The organism is Sutterella megalosphaeroides, assembly GCF_003609995.1.
Lineage (GTDB): Bacteria > Pseudomonadota > Gammaproteobacteria > Burkholderiales > Burkholderiaceae_F > Sutterella > Sutterella megalosphaeroides.
In genome coordinates this window covers 1,308,301-1,325,594 of sequence record NZ_AP018786.1, presented here as the reverse complement: position 1 = coordinate 1,325,594, position 17,294 = coordinate 1,308,301, and the positions used below count along the sequence as shown (strand labels likewise).

Annotated in this window: 15 protein-coding genes and 1 tRNA gene; 9 read left to right on the top strand and 7 right to left on the bottom strand. The window is 62.9% G+C overall.

Annotated elements, in window-relative coordinates:
- Window positions 1–2: 2 nt before the first annotated feature.
- Window positions 3–1,163 (top strand): hypothetical protein, encoded by a 1,161-nt coding sequence (locus S6FBBBH3_RS05625; RefSeq protein ID WP_120176815.1) that lies wholly within the window; start codon window positions 3–5, stop codon window positions 1,161–1,163.
- Entirely contained in the window at window positions 1,163–1,729 is a 567-nt protein-coding gene (locus S6FBBBH3_RS05620) for a fimbrial protein (RefSeq protein WP_120176814.1), read from the top strand. The genes S6FBBBH3_RS05625 and S6FBBBH3_RS05620 overlap by 1 nt, the downstream gene beginning before the upstream one ends.
- Before the next feature lie 272 nt (window positions 1,730–2,001).
- On the opposite strand, the gene S6FBBBH3_RS05615 is transcribed toward S6FBBBH3_RS05620, so the two are convergent.
- The gene (locus S6FBBBH3_RS05615; protein WP_120176813.1) at window positions 2,002–4,437 is read right to left on the bottom strand and encodes a sulfatase-like hydrolase/transferase; all 2,436 of its coding nucleotides are present in this window, start codon (window positions 4,435–4,437) and stop codon (window positions 2,002–2,004) included.
- 334 nt (window positions 4,438–4,771) lie between these two features.
- Here S6FBBBH3_RS05615 and S6FBBBH3_RS05610 point away from each other — a divergent pair, with 334 nt between their 5' ends.
- Together S6FBBBH3_RS05610 and S6FBBBH3_RS05605 are read left to right on the top strand one after the other, a co-directional pair.
- Entirely contained in the window at window positions 4,772–5,449 is a 678-nt protein-coding gene (locus S6FBBBH3_RS05610; RefSeq protein WP_120176812.1) for a response regulator transcription factor, read from the top strand.
- Window positions 5,450–5,454: 5 nt separating this feature from the next.
- Window positions 5,455–6,939, top strand: coding sequence for a sensor histidine kinase (locus S6FBBBH3_RS05605; RefSeq protein WP_120176811.1), 1,485 nt, complete (start codon window positions 5,455–5,457; stop codon window positions 6,937–6,939).
- 113 nt (window positions 6,940–7,052) lie between these two features.
- Here the strand turns inward: S6FBBBH3_RS05605 and S6FBBBH3_RS05600 are convergent, their stop codons facing one another.
- Together S6FBBBH3_RS05600 and S6FBBBH3_RS05595 are read right to left on the bottom strand one after the other, a co-directional pair.
- Window positions 7,053–7,394: a cytochrome c3 family protein gene (locus S6FBBBH3_RS05600; protein ID WP_120176810.1), complete on the bottom strand. Its 342-nt coding sequence runs from the start codon at window positions 7,392–7,394 to the stop codon at window positions 7,053–7,055.
- Between the two features lie 14 nt (window positions 7,395–7,408).
- On the bottom strand, window positions 7,409–9,016 hold the full coding sequence (locus S6FBBBH3_RS05595) for an FAD-dependent oxidoreductase (protein WP_120176809.1): 1,608 nt from the start codon (window positions 9,014–9,016) through the stop codon (window positions 7,409–7,411).
- Between the two features lie 288 nt (window positions 9,017–9,304).
- Here S6FBBBH3_RS05595 and S6FBBBH3_RS05590 point away from each other — a divergent pair, with 288 nt between their 5' ends.
- Window positions 9,305–10,177 carry an aldo/keto reductase gene (locus S6FBBBH3_RS05590; protein WP_120176808.1) on the top strand — a complete coding sequence of 291 codons (873 nt, stop codon included), beginning with the start codon at window positions 9,305–9,307 and terminating at the stop codon, window positions 10,175–10,177.
- Window positions 10,178–10,355: 178 nt separating this feature from the next.
- Here S6FBBBH3_RS05590 and S6FBBBH3_RS05585 read toward each other — a convergent pair whose 3' ends face one another.
- The 3 genes from S6FBBBH3_RS05585 to S6FBBBH3_RS05575 all read right to left on the bottom strand — a co-directional run bounded on the left by S6FBBBH3_RS05585 (window position 10,356) and on the right by S6FBBBH3_RS05575 (window position 11,531).
- Window positions 10,356–10,790, bottom strand: a complete 435-nt coding sequence (locus S6FBBBH3_RS05585; protein WP_123957646.1) for a hypothetical protein — start codon at window positions 10,788–10,790, stop codon at window positions 10,356–10,358.
- Window positions 10,787–11,257, bottom strand: coding sequence for a Panacea domain-containing protein (locus S6FBBBH3_RS05580; protein ID WP_120177837.1), 471 nt, complete (start codon window positions 11,255–11,257; stop codon window positions 10,787–10,789). The genes S6FBBBH3_RS05585 and S6FBBBH3_RS05580 overlap by 4 nt, the downstream gene beginning before the upstream one ends.
- A 198-nt stretch (window positions 11,258–11,455) precedes the next feature.
- Window positions 11,456–11,531 (bottom strand) — tRNA-His (locus S6FBBBH3_RS05575).
- A gap of 497 nt (window positions 11,532–12,028) precedes the next feature.
- Between S6FBBBH3_RS05575 and S6FBBBH3_RS05570 the strand changes: the two genes are divergently transcribed.
- From S6FBBBH3_RS05570 to S6FBBBH3_RS05555, 4 genes are all read left to right on the top strand, one after another.
- The gene (locus S6FBBBH3_RS05570) at window positions 12,029–13,309 is read left to right on the top strand and encodes a nickel-dependent lactate racemase family protein (protein WP_120176806.1); all 1,281 of its coding nucleotides are present in this window, start codon (window positions 12,029–12,031) and stop codon (window positions 13,307–13,309) included.
- A gap of 85 nt (window positions 13,310–13,394) precedes the next feature.
- On the top strand, window positions 13,395–14,075 hold the full coding sequence (gene larB, locus S6FBBBH3_RS05565; protein ID WP_232008844.1) for a nickel pincer cofactor biosynthesis protein LarB: 681 nt from the start codon (window positions 13,395–13,397) through the stop codon (window positions 14,073–14,075).
- Between the two features lie 46 nt (window positions 14,076–14,121).
- Window positions 14,122–14,868, top strand: a complete 747-nt coding sequence (gene larC, locus S6FBBBH3_RS05560; RefSeq protein ID WP_120176805.1) for a nickel pincer cofactor biosynthesis protein LarC — start codon at window positions 14,122–14,124, stop codon at window positions 14,866–14,868.
- Window positions 14,868–15,800: an adenine nucleotide alpha-hydrolase family protein gene (locus S6FBBBH3_RS05555; protein ID WP_120176804.1), complete on the top strand. Its 933-nt coding sequence runs from the start codon at window positions 14,868–14,870 to the stop codon at window positions 15,798–15,800. The genes larC and S6FBBBH3_RS05555 overlap by 1 nt, the downstream gene beginning before the upstream one ends.
- Before the next feature lie 97 nt (window positions 15,801–15,897).
- Here the strand turns inward: S6FBBBH3_RS05555 and ppk2 are convergent, their stop codons facing one another.
- Window positions 15,898–17,103: a polyphosphate kinase 2 gene (ppk2, locus tag S6FBBBH3_RS05550; RefSeq protein ID WP_232008843.1), complete on the bottom strand. Its 1,206-nt coding sequence runs from the start codon at window positions 17,101–17,103 to the stop codon at window positions 15,898–15,900.
- Window positions 17,104–17,294 lie beyond the last annotated feature (191 nt).

Sequence of the window (17,294 nt, the reverse complement as noted above, 5' to 3'; positions counted from 1 at the left end):
TCATGAGTCGAGATCCACGTCGTTTTCTCCGAGACCTTTCCGCGCGTCGGCGCGCGGGAAGCGAAAATCCGCCGCTCGGGAGCTTCTCCCGCAACGTGCGCAAGCTTTCGGCCCTCACTCTGCTTACGGCCTTCACTTTGCTCGCGGCGCTTGCCACCCCCCTCTTCTCCGGGAACGCCTCGGCCGCGCAGATCGACCTCTCGCAGCGCGATCCGACGAGCCTCGTCCTCTGGGAGACGACGCTTTCGAACGTCACGGAAACCCTTCCCCTCGATTCGGAAACGATCCCCCTTACAATGGGGCTCGGCCTCGGTCTCGGGTCGGACCTCCCGGTGACGCTCCCCGTCGAAACGGGTGCGGCCGGGACCCGTTACCGGCTCTCGGGCACTTTCGCGCTGCGGATCGAGCTCTCGGACGGGCGCGCCGTTACCGGAACACGCACGTTCGAAAACTCCGCGACCGCCCTCACGGACGATGCGGTCGGCGGGAGCCCCGCCCTCCTTTCGGTGACGATTCCGACCGATGCGGGAAAGCCCCTCTCCGCCACCCTTTCCGCCTCGAACGTACGCATCGAGCTCGCCTGCCCGACGTCGGGGTGCGACGTCGCCGCGTTACGCGCGCTCGATACGTTCACCTCGCCGGCCCTGAGGCTTACGGTGCTGCGGACTTCGAGCAACGGCGCGGGCTCGAGCGCGGGGGGCCTCAACCTCCTGGGCGCCGAAACCTTTTCGTTCGTCACCCCGTGCACGTTCGTGTTGAGCTCCAATTCGGCCGTCTTCCGCACGATCGCCGCGTCGGCTCCCGTCACGGCGGGGTCGGTCATCGACCGCACGCAAACCGACTTTTCGATCACCTGCGGGCCCGGACTCGCGGGCGGCTCGACCGCCCTCAGCCTTCGCCCCTACGACGGCGTCTTGAGCGAAGCCCCGAACGTGGCGAAATTCTCCGGCAACAACTCCGTGGGGCTCATCTACGGTCTGACCAACTCCGAAATCCGGACCTGTTACGGGACAAGCCGCCCGTGGAACACGAAAATTTCCGTCGGTACGCTCGACGTTTCGGGAACGAACGACGGCACCCTCCATTGGGGGCTGTGCGCGCTCGGACCGCTCGAAGCCGGCGCCTTCAGTACCGTCGTCGAAATCGAAGCTTGGGTGGACTGATGCACGCGAAGACCTGGATCGCCCTCCTCTCGGCTGCCGCCCTGCTGCCCGTCGCCCAACCGCGGGCCGAAGACGTCGTCACGGCAAACTACTCCGCGGGCACGCAGGAAGTGACCGTGAGCGGCCTCATTCTTGCGGGCGGTTGCGCCTTTGCGTCCGACGCCGCGTTCCAGTCGATCGACTTCGGGAGCTACTCGAAGTCGTACTTCGACGCGCATGCGTCGACGCCGCCCGTCGCGATAGGGCTGCGGCTCACTTGTTCTTCGGAAGAGGCGCTCGGTCGACTGCAACTGCGCTTCGAAGCCGACTCGGGCGTTTCCGCCGCGAGCAACTCGGCGCTCGACTCCGGGATTCCGGGCCTCATGATCCCGATCGAATTCGAAGGAAAGCCCGTCGACTTTGCCGCGAACGGAGGGCTCGTCGACTTCCCCGACACCGCCTTCGTTTCGGATGCGACCGAAATCGACTTCAAGGTCTCGGCCTCGCTGGCGAAAACCTCGCCCGAGGCCGTCGTGGGAACGGGCACGATTCTCAAAACGATGACAATCCGAATCGAATACCATTGACCTGTATTTGGTCCCCGATGGCGGGCGTTGCCCGCCTTCGGAGGCCAATGTGAATTGCTTCCCTCGTTGCAATCAGGGGGCTGACCATGTATTCCCATTGATGGCATCAAGTCCTCCGGCCGAAAGCCTTGCTCCCCGACACTCACCACACGGGCGATGTGCTGCACTCGGGTCTGTCCGGTCCTTCTTCAACACGTTTGGAGCGCCCGAGAAAAAAGACTTCTCGAAGCGCTAGAGACGGATGAACGCCCCGGACTCGCTCGTCCGCAATCTCACCGGGGCTGTCCGAGATCGTACTCCGGCCGATAGGTCGTGCTCTCAACGCGCAACAACCCGAGGACCGTCGAATAGAGGTTTTCGTGCGACGCCTTGCCGCGGCTTGAGCGCACGAGCGCCGTACGGTTGACGGAGAAGGTCGACGCAAACGTATCCGAAATCCACATCACCATCGGGACCTCTTTTTGTTCGTCGGGCGCCATGAAGTACGGCGCTCCGTGAAGGAACAAGCCCTTCTCACCGAGGCTCTCGCCATGGTCCGACACCCAGAGCATCCCCGTCGGCACCCCCTGCGCGTCGGCACGGCGCAGCGTTTCGATAATGTCGGCAAGAACCGTATCCGTTTCGCGAACGGCATTGTCGTATGCATTGCGGACGGACTCGGGGGAACAACTTGCAAGGTCCGCCGCCTCGCATTCGGGCGAGAAGGCTTTCGTTTCCTTGCGGGAGCCCTTGTAGTAAGCGGGCCCGTGCTGGCCGTACATGTGAAGAAACACCACCGTCGGGCGACTCGAATCGAGCGACGCGAGAAGCTGCTTCACTTCCTTAACGAGCACTGCGTCCGAACAAAGTCCCTCGGGGCAGTTTTCCGTATCGGGCTCGGCCGCGCGCGAAGGTACCTCCGCGCACACGCCTTTGCACCCCGACTGATTGTCGACCCAGAAGACGTTGAAACCCGAACGTTGCAAGAGCGAAGGCAAGGCCTCTTCGGAGAGAATCCGCTCGCGATCGTAATCGGATCGGCCGATCCGGCTCATCATGCACGGCAACGACACGTCGGTCGACGTACCGCAAGCACGCACTTTCGGATAGCTGATGAGGTCGGGGATCGCTCGAAGGCGCGGCGTCGTGTCGCGTTCGTAGCCCGCGAGACCCCAGTCGGCGGAGCGCGTCGTTTCGCCCACCACGACGACAAAGAGCGCAGGACCCGAGGCAACCGTCGCCTTCGGAGCGGGGTCGACCGCACGGCGGATGCGCACGCCGTCGGGACTGTCGTCGGTCGCGATCGTTCGCACGAAGGAGTACACGATCCCGACGGGAGCAATCCCGTAGCGAAGCGTCTTGTCTTCGCGCATGAGCCCGGCAAAGGACTGGAAGTTGACGAGCAAAAGCCCCACCCCGACTGCCGTACACAGCACGGCATAGGCCCCGTTGCGAAGCCAAACACCCGCGCGGCGGCGGGCACATGCAGCCGCCCCGTCCCGCAGCCGAGCGAAGACCGACCCGGAAGACGCACGGAAACGGCGCAGATCTTGGAAGTCCCTCGCCCCGGGCGACTCGATCCGCAGCGCCGCCCACAGCGCCGGGAGCGCCGCGACGAGGAAGGTGCCGATCGTACCGATCGAGAGGTACGCGGTGGCTTCGCGCACGTCGGTGGCAAGGAAATTACGCACCATGTCGGGCGTAAAGACCGTGCCGTAAAGTTCCGACCCCGCAAAGACCGTGCCGCCCGCAAGCGCCAACACCGCCAGCGTCGCGCGAAAGAGCACCTTCGGCAGCAGCGAAAAAAGGACGAGAAGCCCCAACGCCACCGCAAAGAACGCGGCCGCAACGGCCAAGGTAAAGAAAAGCCGCCCCGAGGGGTCTTTTGCGAGGATCGCACGGAAAAGCGGGTAGTCGAAGACGAGCGTCCACCAGAGGGCCGTAAAAACAATGCCCGACGCGACGGGAAGCGGTTGAGCGAGCGCCGAAACGATACGCTTCACCGCCCCCTTCCGATCGAAGATCACGATGTAAAGCGTCGCGCAGACGAGCCAGTCGACGAGCATCGTCGCAATGTTGTGCGAGAAAAAGTGCGCGCCCTGCATGATGCGACTCACGCCGCAGACGTACCCCAAAAGAAGCGCAAGCAGCAAACCTTGCCGGGCCGTCGGGGCGGAGCGGTCTCGTAACGCGAAGTAGAGCGCGAAAAGGCAAAAGCCCGTGCCCGCGTGCCCGCCCGGCCAGCAGCGACCGGGAAGCGTCGCAAAGCCAAAAACGGGGTTCGTCACTTGGGCCGCACCTCCGAACTCCTCGAGACTCCACGGGCAGGCTACGCCCGTCGTCGTCTTGAGCCACCAGACGAGCCCGACGGAAAGGCCCATGGCGAGCAGGATGTAGAGATGCCGACGAAGCACTTCCCGCTCGAACGGATAGGTTCCCGTGCGCCACCGACGCCAGACGGACGCCCCGAGAATCCCGAGGGACACGAGCGCGACGAAGCCGGGCACGACCTTCGTCAGTCGATAGAACACCCAGTTGAAGAGAGCGTCCGTACGCCAAGGCCAGCCCGCCCCGTCGAAAAACGGGAGCGAAATCGCCCGGTCGAGGACGTGCGGCGGGAAAAGAGCAAGCAAAAGAAGCGCGAGCGCCGGTCCCCAGAACCAAAGGAGCGGCGACCAGGGACGAACAGTCGGAGATTCGGAGCCGGTACGGATAAAGACTTCGGACATGGGCATCACCGGGGCAGTTGAGGCGGACGGGGCAAAAACGATCAAAGGTCAAGCGGTCGACAAACGCCCGCAGAAGGCGTCCGGTCCGAAGCGACACGCTTCGGACCGTGCCAGTATTCCGAGCGGGCATCAAAAACCCGTCAATAAAACGTGAAGAACGCGTCAAAACGCTTGAGCTCACGCAAAAGCACGCGGGTTTCGTTCGCCCGTTCGGGAAAAGCGCCCGGGGACGGCGTCGCTCGTGCGTCGGGCGCGCCACAATGGACTTCTGGGCGGTCCGAACCGATGCCGCCCGACCGCCGAATCCCCCCTCTTCCTTTTCGAGTCCTCCGCCGTGTCCGTCAAAATCCTCGTCGTCGACGACAATCCCGACATCCTCGCGAACGTTCGCGACTTCTTTGAGATGAAAGGCTGGACGGTCGAAACCGCCACCTCCGGCACGGCCGCCGCGGAGCGCATCGGACCCGAATCGCCCTACGACCTGATCGTCCTCGACGTGGGACTCCCGGGCATGGACGGATTTACGCTGTGTCGTCACCTGCGCCTTCAGGGCGTACGTGCGCCGATCGTCATGCTGACGGCGCGCGATTCAATCGACGACCGCGTCGAGGGCCTTTCAGGCGGAGCCGACGACTACGTCGTCAAACCCTTTTCGCTTCGCGAGCTCGCCGCGCGCGTCGAAGCGCACCTGCGACGCAGCTTCGGCGGGGACGCCGCACGCCTGACGGTCGGGGATCTCATCTTTGATGTCGCCGCGCAACGCGTGACGCGAGGCGGCGTGGAGATCAAACTCAACCCGACGGGCCTCAAAATTCTCAAAACCCTGATGCTCCGCTCGCCCAGCGTCGTGGAGCGCGGGGAACTCGAAGAGATCCTCTGGCAATCGAGCCCGCCCGACTCCGATTCCCTGCGTTCGAACCTCTACCTCGTACGACAAGCGGTCGACAAACCCTTCGATCGGGCGCTCATTCGCACGCACCCCGGGCTCGGGTGGTCGATTGCCGCCCGGTGAATCCTATGTTTTCGTACCTTCGCCGAAACTTCTGGAGTCGTCGCAGTCTCGGGCAGCGCGTACTCCTTTCCTTCATCTTTTTCATCGCCGTCGTGGCGGTCTGCTATGCATCCGCCGTCATCACCACGCTCGAGTACACCGAGCGGGGCCTCATGACGCGCGTCATGCACGAAGAGATCTCCCGATCGGAAGCGGCCCTTCAAGCGGGCTTCGTCCCGAGGCTGCCGAACGGGTACCGCCTCTACGGGAACCTCGAAGCCGGGCCCGGGGAGACTTTTCTCGAGCCCCTCCCCGCCTACACGATCAACGCGCCCGAAGGATTCTCCGAATTCGAAGAGTCGCCCGCCGTCTTTCTCATGAAAGAAACCCGCAGCGGAAACGTCTATGCGCTCGAACTCGATCAGCAGGCCTTCGAAGATGAAGAACAGCGGATCGAAATCTTCATCATCCTGAGCGTGATCGGCGTCGTGATCGTGGCCGCCGCGGTCGGGGGCTCGATGGCGCGGGCCGTTTTGAGGCCCGTTGAAGAACTCTCGGCCGCCGTTCGGGTGCAGTCCCAAGCCGATCGGTATGTGCCCCTTCCCGTTGCGATTCCCGACGATGAAGTTGGCGAACTCGCAAAGCTCTGCGATCGGGCCGTTCGTGACCTGCACGAAGCACTTGAGCGTGAAAAGGCCTTTACGGGCGACGTAAGCCACGAACTGCGTACGCCGCTGACGATCATCCGCACGTCGGCGGAACTCTTGGAACTCTCCGTTCAAACGGAAAAAGAGCGCGAGCTCGTCGCGCGCATTCTCGAGGCGTCCGAGTCGATGCGAAGCCTCGTCACCCTCTTTCTGGAGCTCGCCCGAAACGAGCACGGAGCAAAAGCGGCTGCTCCCGAAAACGGGATCGAAGTCCCCGTCGAGCACCGCCCCGACAACCGCGGTGCGACGCTCGGACACGTGGTCGGTTCGCTCCGCGGGCATTGGGCGTCGCGTGCCGAGGCGAAGGGCCTCGTGTTCGCCGAAGTCGGATTCGACCGACACGGAGCGGATCCAGAAACCGAACCCCGCTACCCCGCGCTCTATCTTCAGACGGTGCTCGGCAATCTACTGCGAAACGCCGTCGCCTACACCGAGTCGGGCCTCGTGATGCTCGTTGCGACCCCCTCGGGGTGCCTTGTCGTCGATACGGGACCGGGGATTGCAAAGAGCGAAGTTCCGCATATCTTCGAAGCGTACCGGCGCGCGAGCGCGGGCACCTGGGCCACGGGCGAAGGCACGGAAGGCATTGGATTGGGCTTGTCCATTGCGGCCCGACTCGCGCACCGCTGCGGGTGGGAATTGTCGCTTCGCGCTCCCGAGGAGCTTGCGAGCCTCTCGAAGGAAGCGGCGGAGCGCATTGACGCTCTGGAGAAAACGGAGAACGTCTCGGTCGGGGCGATTTTCGAATTGCGTCTCGTCGGCACCGAGCGGCGACGCCTCGACGAAATCGAAGGCGCGCACTGAGCCGCAACAAAATGCGGGCGAAGAACCGAAACCGTTCTTCGCCCGCCGAGTCTCTGCGGCCCGACGCGCCCGTTCACGCGTCGGAGCCGCAGATCCGGTACTTGGCCCTACGATCAAGGCACCTTCCAGTCGAGATTGTGGCAGGAACCGCAGAGATTCACGCTCTGCGCGTGCCCCTTGTGGCATTCCTGACAATCCGTCCCGATCAGGTGGTTGTAGTGGGGATTGGGCACCTTCGCCTTCGTGCGTTCGGCAACCTTGTCGAGCGACCCGTGACAGTTCATACACGCGGTCGACGAAACCTTCGCGCCCGGAGCCGGAGCTTTCACACCGTGGCAGCTTTCACAGGAAGCGCCGCGCGCGACGTGACGGTCGGCGAGAAACGCGGGTTCCGCAGCAAACGAGGTCGCGGCAAAGCCCGCGAGCACCATCGCAAGAACGAGCGACTTTTTCATAACGGTTCCTCCTCTTACGCACCGTGCTTCGGACCATTGGGTTCTTTCGGCTCTTTCGGAGGCTTCGGAGGTTTCGGAGGTTCGGGCGGTCTGCGAGCCGCCTCCGCCTTCGCGCGCCGTGCGGCATGTCGCGCCGCCACGCGTCCGAAGACCATGCCGCCGCCCAATTGGTTGCCGCCAATATCGTCCTGGTACCAGAGACCGCCCGCGGCGGCACCCGCCGCGTAGAGGCCCGGAATCGGCCGACGTTCGAAGTTTTCGACCTGAGCGAACTTGTTGATCTTGGGGCCGCCCATCGTGCTCGCCATGCCGCCCGCGGCGGGGATCATGTAGTAGGGTCCCGTTTCGAGCGCGTGCGGCGTTTCGTATTCGTACGGCGGATCGAGCTCTTTGGCCTTGCCCGCCTTCACGGCTTCGTTGAAGACGCGCACCGTCTCGACAAGCGCGTCCGCAGGCACACCCGCCGCCTTGGCGACTTCTTCAATCGTTTCGCCCTTGAAGACGTGGTAGCCCAAGCGCGCGAAGCGTTCGATCGTCGCAGAAAGGATGTTGTCGTTCGCGTTGGCGTCTTCGCCGATCAACATGAAGCTGCGGTTGTCGGGCGTACGCTGCGCGATCGCCTTCGCTTTCGGAACCTGCAACCAGGTTTCGGGCACGAAGCGCTTCCCGTTCGTGCCGACCTGAATGCCGTAACCCGCATGCATCAGGGGCGACGGATTCGCGTGACCCGTCGGCGTGATCGGGCCCGCGTAGAACTGATCCATGTTGACGAGGCGCGCCTGCACTTCCTGCGCCATGAGGATGTTTTCGCCCGTGATCCAGGGCGAGCCGCGCACGATGAGCTTCGCGGCCCAGGGACCGATGTACTGACCGACCATGGCTTCGTTCGCACCGAACCCGCCCGTCGTCAGAATGACGCCGCCCCGGGCGCGGTAGTCCTTCGGCCCTTCGGGCGTCAAGCAATGCACGCCTTCGACGTCCCAGTTCGGGCTCTTCAGAAGATGAACGGCCTTCGTGTTGTAGACGATCGGCACGCCCGCCTTTTCCAGGGCCGCCATGAGGCAGCGAAGGAGCTTGGAGCCCCCCGTGATGCCTTCGCCCGGGCTGATGACGCAGCGCGAGAGCTCGGGCGCGGGGAGGTTTTCCCAGAGGAAGAACGGCGTCCCGTGGTCCGCGAGCCAGTCGATGCCGTCACCGGCTTCGTCCGCATAAACGCGCACGAGTTCCGGGTCGCTCCGGTAGCCCGAGAGCTTCATCATGTCCTGGAAGAACGCTTCCTTCGAGTCTTCGGGGTGGTTCTTCTGGAAGCGACTGCCCACTGCGGCAATCCAGCCCGACGAATAGACAGTCGTGCCGTCCGGACGCCCCATCTTTTCAAGGAGCACGGTCTTCGCACCCTGTTCCGCGGCTTCGAGCGCCGCGCACATGCCCGCAAAGCCCGCACCGACCACGACGACGTCGTAGGTTTCGGCCTTCGGGGGTTTCGGGCCTTTCGGATCTTTCGGGGGCTTGGGTTCCTTGGGGGGTTTCGGGGGTTCGGGCGCCGCCTCCACCGCACCCGCGAGCACGGCTCCCGAGGCAAGCAGCGAACCTTGCAAGAAATTCCTTCTCTTTTGGTCCATGGTCATTTCCTCCTTCCGGGTCGGATTTCCGGGAAAATCGCCGAAGGGCGGACGTTTGCCGAACGGTCTGTCGCACCGCCCGCTCTTGCCGACAGTACGATTCTGCGACGCTTCCGAGCCTCCTACAACCCCGCGTTTTTCAGGGCTTGATTTTCGGTCGGATTTTCCGAGTTTACTTACGGGCACAGGGGAAACGCCATTCAAGTGCCGACCTTGGTCGAGATCGATCGCCCGGTTTTTCGCTAAAATTGCGAATCTCTATCATTTGCCGTGTGAGGAAATACAACCATGTTCCAAAACATCGCTTCGCTTTCCGACCGCATCGCGCTCTCGAACGGGACGTCGATGCCCGCCTTCGGCCTCGGCGTCTTCCAAGTTTCGAACGAGGAAGCGCCCGCCACCGTTCGCGCCGCCGTCGCCGCGGGCTACCGCCTGATCGACACCGCCGCCGTCTATCAGAATGAGACCGGCACGGGCGAAGGGATCCGCGACGCGCTCGCCGAAAACGGTCTGAAGCGCGAAGACCTTTTCGTGACGTCGAAGGTGTGGAACCACAGCCTCTCCTACGAAGGCACGATCGCCGCCTACGAACGCAGCCTCCGTCTTCTCGGACTCGACTACCTCGACCTCTTCCTCATCCACTGGCCGAGCACGGGCTCCTTCGAAGCCAACTGGAAGGCGCTCGAAGACCTCGCGCTTGCGGGCGCCGTGAAGGCGATCGGCGTTTCGAATTTCCACGGCCGTCACCTCGACGAGCTGAAGCGCTTCGCGCGCGTGATGCCGGTCGTCAACCAAATCGAACGCCACCCCGAACTCGTGCAGACGGACCTCCTCGTTCGCTGCCGCGAAGAAAAGATCGTGCCGCAGGCCTGGTCGCCCCTCATGCAGGGTGCCGTCCTCAAGCACCCCGTGGTGCTCGAAATGGCCGAACGCTACGGCCGCAGCGCCGCACAGATCGTTCTGCGTTGGGACCTCCAGACGGACGTCGCGCTCGTCGTGCGCTCGACGAAGATCGAACGTCTGCGTGAAAATGCGGCCGTCTTCGACTTCGCCCTCACGGACGAAGACGTCGAGCGCCTCAACGCCCTCCACAAGGGGACGCGTACGGGGCCCGACCCGGAAACGTTCGACATGAACATCGGCTTCTCGTACGAAGGTTGATCGTTCCGAAGCGAACGGGGCAATACCTTCGCACGAATAAAACGGGCGGACGCACGGATCACGGGATCGGGCGTCCGCCCAATATTTACAGTTATTAGCCCTGTCCTATACCCTCAGTCGCTACCTCTGTGCCCGAGGATACATAGCATGAATCATGCCTTCAGGCACCATAACCCGATCAGCTTCCGGTGGGTAGTTTGAGGTTCTTGAGGAGGGCTTTCACCACCTCTTCCCATGAGTTACCCGGGTTAGGAAGGTCTTCCTTGTCCTTGTTATCTTGGCGGGCGCACCGAATGACAAAACGCATGAGCGATATGGCAACCGTCAGAAGAACCGCCGTCAGAAGCGCGACCTTGACGCCGACCAATGCGTAAGCGGGTATTCCCGCATCCGGGTCTGGCCACGCACAGGTCAAACCAATAAGCCATACCAGAGCAACGATGGCGAAGAAGCCGAGCATTGTATAGAAGATGATCCCTCGAAATCGATGCGCTTGCTCCTCCGCCCGGATCTTCAGCAACTTTTCGTGATCCACTTGAGCCGCCGCCTCAGGGTCAAAAGGAAGCGTATCGAAATGGACCATCGTCTCTCCGTGGTTCATCGGTGCCGTCATAACAACACGTTAGCCCTAAAATAGTTCTTGATGTCTTCGTCGGACAGAGTGTGGTAGAGCGACGCTCCGCCGTCGGATGCCTTGTACCAGGGCGATCCCTTGATGTGCGTCCACTCTGAAAGCTGCTTGGCAGTGAACTTGCCGAAGTTTGCCAACGTTTCGTCAATCACCCGGCGAAACGACTCAGGCAAATCATCTACGTCAGGAGTAGGTTTTTGACGAAACCCTGCGATCTGGAAAAACTGGATGGATCGAAGCGCTTCTGGGAAGACGGGGCCGTATTGCCATGCAGAGGGGGGCTCATCGATCAGCCGAACGCCGAACTTTCCCAAAATCGTTCCGTAGCAGCAGTACATCAGTTTCTGCAGCTTAGTGATGTTAATGAAAATCCCCATCTCTTCACAACGTCGGATGATGTACGCCAACACTTGGAGGCTGTTGATGGGGGCAAATTTCGTTTCCGTCATCTTTTCCTCCTCCATACGAAAACAGAACACGTTCCGGAACACCCCCTGCAGGTTGCGTTGCACGGAGCAGCTTGGAACCTTATCGTAGCCGATTTCCGCCACGGGGCAGAGGGCCGACTCACGATTTTCAAACTTAGTCCAAATCAAGACAGAACGAATGGAAAAGCCCCGAGGCCGGAACCTCGGGGCTTTCGAATCTGGGGTGGGAGATGGGACTCGAACCCACGACAACCGGAATCACAATCCGGGACTCTACCAACTGAGCTACACCCACCGTCTGCTTCGATGCTTGCACCGAAGAGATTTTGAATTTTACAGGAATTCGGCGGTTTGTCAAGAGCGGCCGAAAAAATAATTCTGCCTTCGCTCTTCGTGAGGCGGAGAAGAAAAAGCGGCCCCGCAGCGAAGTCGGGACCCTTCCCCGAACCGACACGATGAGGCAAGAAGAGGACGGAGACGGAACATCCATCCCGGCCCGGGCGCGCTACCCTCAGGAAAACGAACACGCGCGAGCACAAAGAGACGACTGTAAACGACGTGGAACGACTGCAAAGCGCTCAAGCCGCTTTGATCCGCGCCAAAGGCGAGCCGAAAGGGCCGCCGAGCGCGGGCGGCGTTCCTCGGAGGAGTCGGACGGCCGTTTTAATATTTGCGGCACGCTCCGATGACCGAGACCAACCACCCGAAGGGCAAAGGGGCGCGCCCGGTGAAGCGAATCCGCCGACCTGCATTCGCCACTCCGGGCATCGGACCGACCACAAGGAGAAACCCATGACCGATCGAATCTGCGAATTTGCTTACGGACGAGGCACCAAGACCTTTGCCGTTCCCGACGAAGACGTGCTTGCCGAAGTGCGCACGGCCGACTTTCCCGTGATCGAGAACATTCCCGAAGCGGTGCTCGAAGCCGTGCGTCACCCGATCGGATCGCCCGCGCTCGAAGAGATCGTGAAACTGGGCGACACCGTGGCCTTCATCTGCAACGACCCGACGCGCGTGGCGAACAGCTTCGACTTCATGCCCGTGCTTGTGAACGAACTCAACCGCCTCGGCGTACCCGACGCGAACATGAAGATCGTCTTCGCCCTCGGCACGCACCGCGAAATGACCGACGACGAAATCGTCGCGCAGGTGGGTGCGGACGTTGCGGGGCGCTTGAAGACCTACAACTCGGTCTCGACCCGCTCGGAAGACTTCGACTACTTCGGCACCACCTCCCGCGGCACGCCCGTTTGGATCAACAAAGAGCTCTGCAACGTCGACCACGTCATTCTGACGGGCACGATCGTGCACCACTACTTCTCGGGCTACGGCGGCGGCCGAAAGGCGATTCTCCCCGGGTGCGCCGCAATGGAAACCGTGCGCGTCAACCACAGCTTCATGCTCGACGAACACGCGAAGCTCGGCGTCACGGACGGCAACCCCTGCTACGAAGACCAGATGGAAGGGGTGGCGCTCTTTGCAAAGGGGCGCTCGCTCTTTCTCTTCAACGCCGTTTTGAACGCCCGTCACCGCTTCGTCGGGATGTTTGCGGGCGACTACCGCGCCGCGCACCGCGAAGCGTGCAAATTCGTCGACCGCGTCTACGGCGCCGTGATTCCGAAGGCGGCCGACCTCGTGATCGCCTCCTGCGGCGGCTACCCCAAGGACATCAACGTCTATCAGATGCAAAAGACGATGGAAAACGCCTCGTGCGCCGTGCGCGACGGGGGCGTGGTGATTCTCCTCGCGGAATGCGTCGAAGGGTCGGGCTCGGCGGTCCTCGAAGAAACCTTCCGCCGCCTGAAGACCCCCGAAGCCATCAAGGCGGAACTCGAAAAGAATTTCCGCATCGGAGCGAACAAGGCTTACGCCATCACGCGTCCCATCGAAAAGGCGCACTACATCCTCGTCACGGGCCTTGATAAAACGCTCGCGCACGACATGCTCTTTACGGCTGCGGTCGACACGGTTCCCGAAGCCCTCGAAATCGCCAAGACCTATACGGGCGACCATCCTTCCGTGATTCTCATGCCCGAAGGCAGCCTCACGGTGCCGCGCATCGAGCATTGAGAAACCGAAGGAACCGTTCCCGCAAAACCCGTCAACCCGCAGCCTACGCTCACACACCCAACACCGCTTCAAGGAGGAATCCCACGTGACCCGAACCCCGCACGCCGCCCCGGGCATTCGTTTCGACATCGAGCGCGACCGCCGCATCGGACTGCCCGAAGCGGTCTTCTCGGAAGGAAAGTCCGAAGAGGCCCTCCTCGCGCTTTTCACGCGTTTTGCGAATCCCGACGAAAAGCCGATCCTCTTTACGCGCGTGGCGCTCGAGCGGTTTGCGGCGCTCCCGGAAGACCTTCGGGCGGCCTACGACTACGACCCCTTGTCGCGCACGGCGTGGGCGAAGACGTGCCCCAAGCACGCTACGGGGTGCGCGGCGGTGGTGTCGGCCGGGACGGCGGACGCGTTCGTGACGCGTGAAGCCGCCCGCACGCTCGAATACCTCGGGTACGAGGTGCGGCTTTTCGAAGACTGCGGGGTTGCAGGTCTCTGGCGCATCCAGGCGGCGATTGCGGAAATCAACGCCTGCGACGTCGTGATCGTGGCCGCAGGGCTCGATGCGGCGCTTGCGTCGGTGCTCGGCGGCCTCACCGACCGCCCTCTCTTTGCCGTTCCCACGTCGGTCGGGTACGGGATCGCGGAAGGGGGCCGCACGGCCCTTTCCTCGATGCTTGCCTCGTGTGCGCCCGGAGTCGCCGTCATGAATATCGACAACGGCTACGGCGCGGCGTGCGCGGCGGCGCGGGTTCTGCGCCTGCTGAACGCGTCCTAAACGAGAAGAACGAGAAGAACGAGAACGATTTTTCCTGAGGTACCCCATGCCAAATTCGATCATCACCGTCCGCATCCATGCGGGCTTCAACGCCGACGCGTTCCTTGCGGGCCTTCTCGCGCTCACCGGGCAGACGTCGGGTACGGCGAGCGCCTTTCTCGCGAAGCTCTTCCCCGAGGTTGATGCGGAAATCGCTTTCGGCCCGCGCAGCGTTCGGTCGATTGCGGGTTACACCGCGCGCACGGTCGCACCCGAAGGGCACGTCCACCGCCATCTCTCGGACATCGCCCGTATTCTCGATGCAAGCCGCTTGTCGTCCGAAGCCCGTGCGATCTGCAACCGCGTCTGGGAAACGCTCGGGAAAGCCGAAGCGCGCGTGCACGGAACGACGCTCGACGACGTCCACTTTCACGAAGTGGGCCGCATGGCGAACATTCTCGCCGTGGGTCTTGCGGCCGAATGCTGGGTGAATCTCGGCTCGCCTCGTCTCGTTGCAAGCCCGATTCCCTTGGGAGACGGCACCATTCAGTGCGCCCACGGCGCGATCCCCTACCCCGCTCCGGCGCTTTTTGCGATGCTTGACGGCGTTCCCGTCCGACCCTACGGGGGCGAAGGCGAACCCGTCACGCCCACGGGCCTCGCGGTCCTCTTGGGGTTCGGCGCCGAATTCGGTCCCTGGCCCGCCATGCGAATCGAAACGCGCGCCACGGTCTTTACGCTGCGCGAATTCGACGACGTCCCGAACGGCTCCCTCTGGGCGTGGGGAACGGAATTGCCGAAGGAATTCGCCTGATGGACGCCGCGGAACGCCCTGAAGTCCGGGAGTTCTCCGAGCGTCTTGAGATGCTCCCCGAACCGCTCGCCCTCAAGGCTCGCGCCCTGCGTGAGGTGTTGACCGAGCTCGCCGACGCCGCCTGCGGCTTGGCGCTGGCCTACTCGGGCGGGCTCGACAGCCGCTTTCTCGCCTTTTTCGCGTCGAGCCTGCAGATTCCCGTGCGGCTTCTTCACGTGACGGGCCCGCACGTACCCGAAATAGAATCGCGTGCGGCACTGGAATCGGCACGCGCGATGGGGTTTGAGCGTATTGAAAATTTCGACGAGGCCCGGGGGCGGCTCGATCGTACGATCGAACTCCTCGCGCTCGATCCCCTTACGAACGACGCGATTTTCACGTCGGGTACCGACCGCTGCTACGTCTGCAAGTCAACCCTCTTTCGGCTACTCAAGGACCGCGCGGCGCCTTTGCCGCTCGCGGACGGCACGAACGCGTCGGACCTCGGGGTCTACCGCCCGGGCCTTCGGGCTCTGCGCGAACTCGGCATCCGCTCGCCCCTGGCGGACGCGGACGTCGCGAAGGACGAAATCCGCGCGCTCGGTCGGGCGTTGGGCCTTGCGGATCCCGAACAGGCCGCCCGTCCCTGCCTGCTGACGCGCTACCCCTACGGCGTCCGTCCGACGCACGACGAGCTCGCGCTCCTGGCCGACGCCGAGGCCTTCCTCGAAGCGCATCCCGCGCGCGAAGGACGAGGCTTTCGGCTGCGCCGCCCCGAAGCGACGCGTACGCTTTTGCAGCTCGATTCGGGCGGGAACGCCGAGGAAGCGCGCGCGGCACTCGAAGTGCTCCTCGCGGCGCTTGCCGAGACGTTCGGGGCGCGGCTCCCCGGTCTCACGGGCGAGGTGACGGGTAAGGTGTCGGGGTGGTTCGACCGGAAGCGCGACAGCTGACGGCGTTTTTCCCCGCGAAGCACAACCCAAAATCACAAAGGCCGCCCGACGGGTTTCCCCGGGCGGCCTTTGCGTTCCTGCCGTTGCGTTTTCGCGATCAGTCGAGCCTCCGATAATGTTCCTTCACCTGAGCCTCAAGCTCGCGAATGCGGCGCGCCTTTGCGGCGTCTTCCGCGTGACCGCCCGAGGCGCTCTCCAGGCGCATGTCGGCGGTTTGGGAGACGAGCATTTCGGAGCGCCCGACGATCAAGGGATCGACCGACCCCACGTGCTCGAGGTTGCGGCCCTCGTAGTCGACGAGGCGCAAGAGCATGCGAATGGCGTTCAGGCGCCCGCGGCGCTTGTCTTCGTTGCGAATGACGGTCCAAGGCGCAAAGGGCGTGTCGGACGCAAGGAACATCGCCTGCATCGCCTTCGAGTAGTCGTCCCACTTGTCGATCGAGGCGATGTCGACGGGCGACAACTTCCAGCGCTTCAGGGGGTTCGTCTGGCGGTCGCGGAAGCGGCGCAGCTGCTCTTCGCGGCTGATGGAAAGCCAGAATTTGACGAGGATGATCCCGGAATTGACGAGGCTTCGTTCAAAGCCCGCCACTTCGGAGAGAAAGAGTTTCGTCTGCTCGGGCGTGCAAAAGCCCATCACGGGTTCCACGACGCCGCGGTTGTACCAGGAACGGTCGAAAAAGCAGATTTCCCCGGGGTTCGGGAGCTGCGCCGCGTAGCGCTGGAAGTACCACTGACGGGCTTCCGCTTCGGTGGGCTTTGAGAGCGCCACGATGCGCGCGCCGCGTGGATTGAGATTTTCGGTGAAGCGCCGGATCGTACCGCCTTTCCCCGCCGTATCGCGCCCTTCGAAGACGACAACGATGCGGCTCCCGGTCTTTTTGACCCATTCCTGAAGCTTCAAGAGTTCGACCTGAAGATTGTAGAGTTCCTTCTCGTAGAGGCTCGCGGGGTAACGGTTCTTGTAGGGGTATTCGCCTCGACCGTAGCCTTCGGAGAGTTCATAGAGGTTCGAGACCTCGTTCTTCAATTTCTTGAATTTGCGCGCGGCGTTCGTGAGAAGAGCCGTGAAGAGTCGGTCGCGCTCTTCGGGCTGGAGCTGCGCGAGAAACGCCCGGACCGCTTCGGCGCGGCTGTCGGCAGGCATCGTCGCGAGCGCCCCGCGCACGTAGTCGACCGCATCGGCGGAGGAGTCGAAGACGGGGAAGGCATCGTCGAGTTTTAGTTTTTCGGTGAGCTGCTCCGCGACCTTGCGGTCGCGCTCAAGTGCGGGATCGGTCGGGGTGAGGGATTTGTCGGCCATCATGAAATTCCTTTTACATTTCGGCGGGTTCTGTGCCGTGAAGGCTTTGAGCCCGGGTCGGTGTGATGCGACTTCAACGATTGTAGCCTCGCGCTTCACGCGAAATCGGGACGGGCAAAACCCCCTCACGGTACCGACGTGACGATCGGCATTTCGGTCCTGAAGCGCATCACGCCCGAACGAGCGGCCGA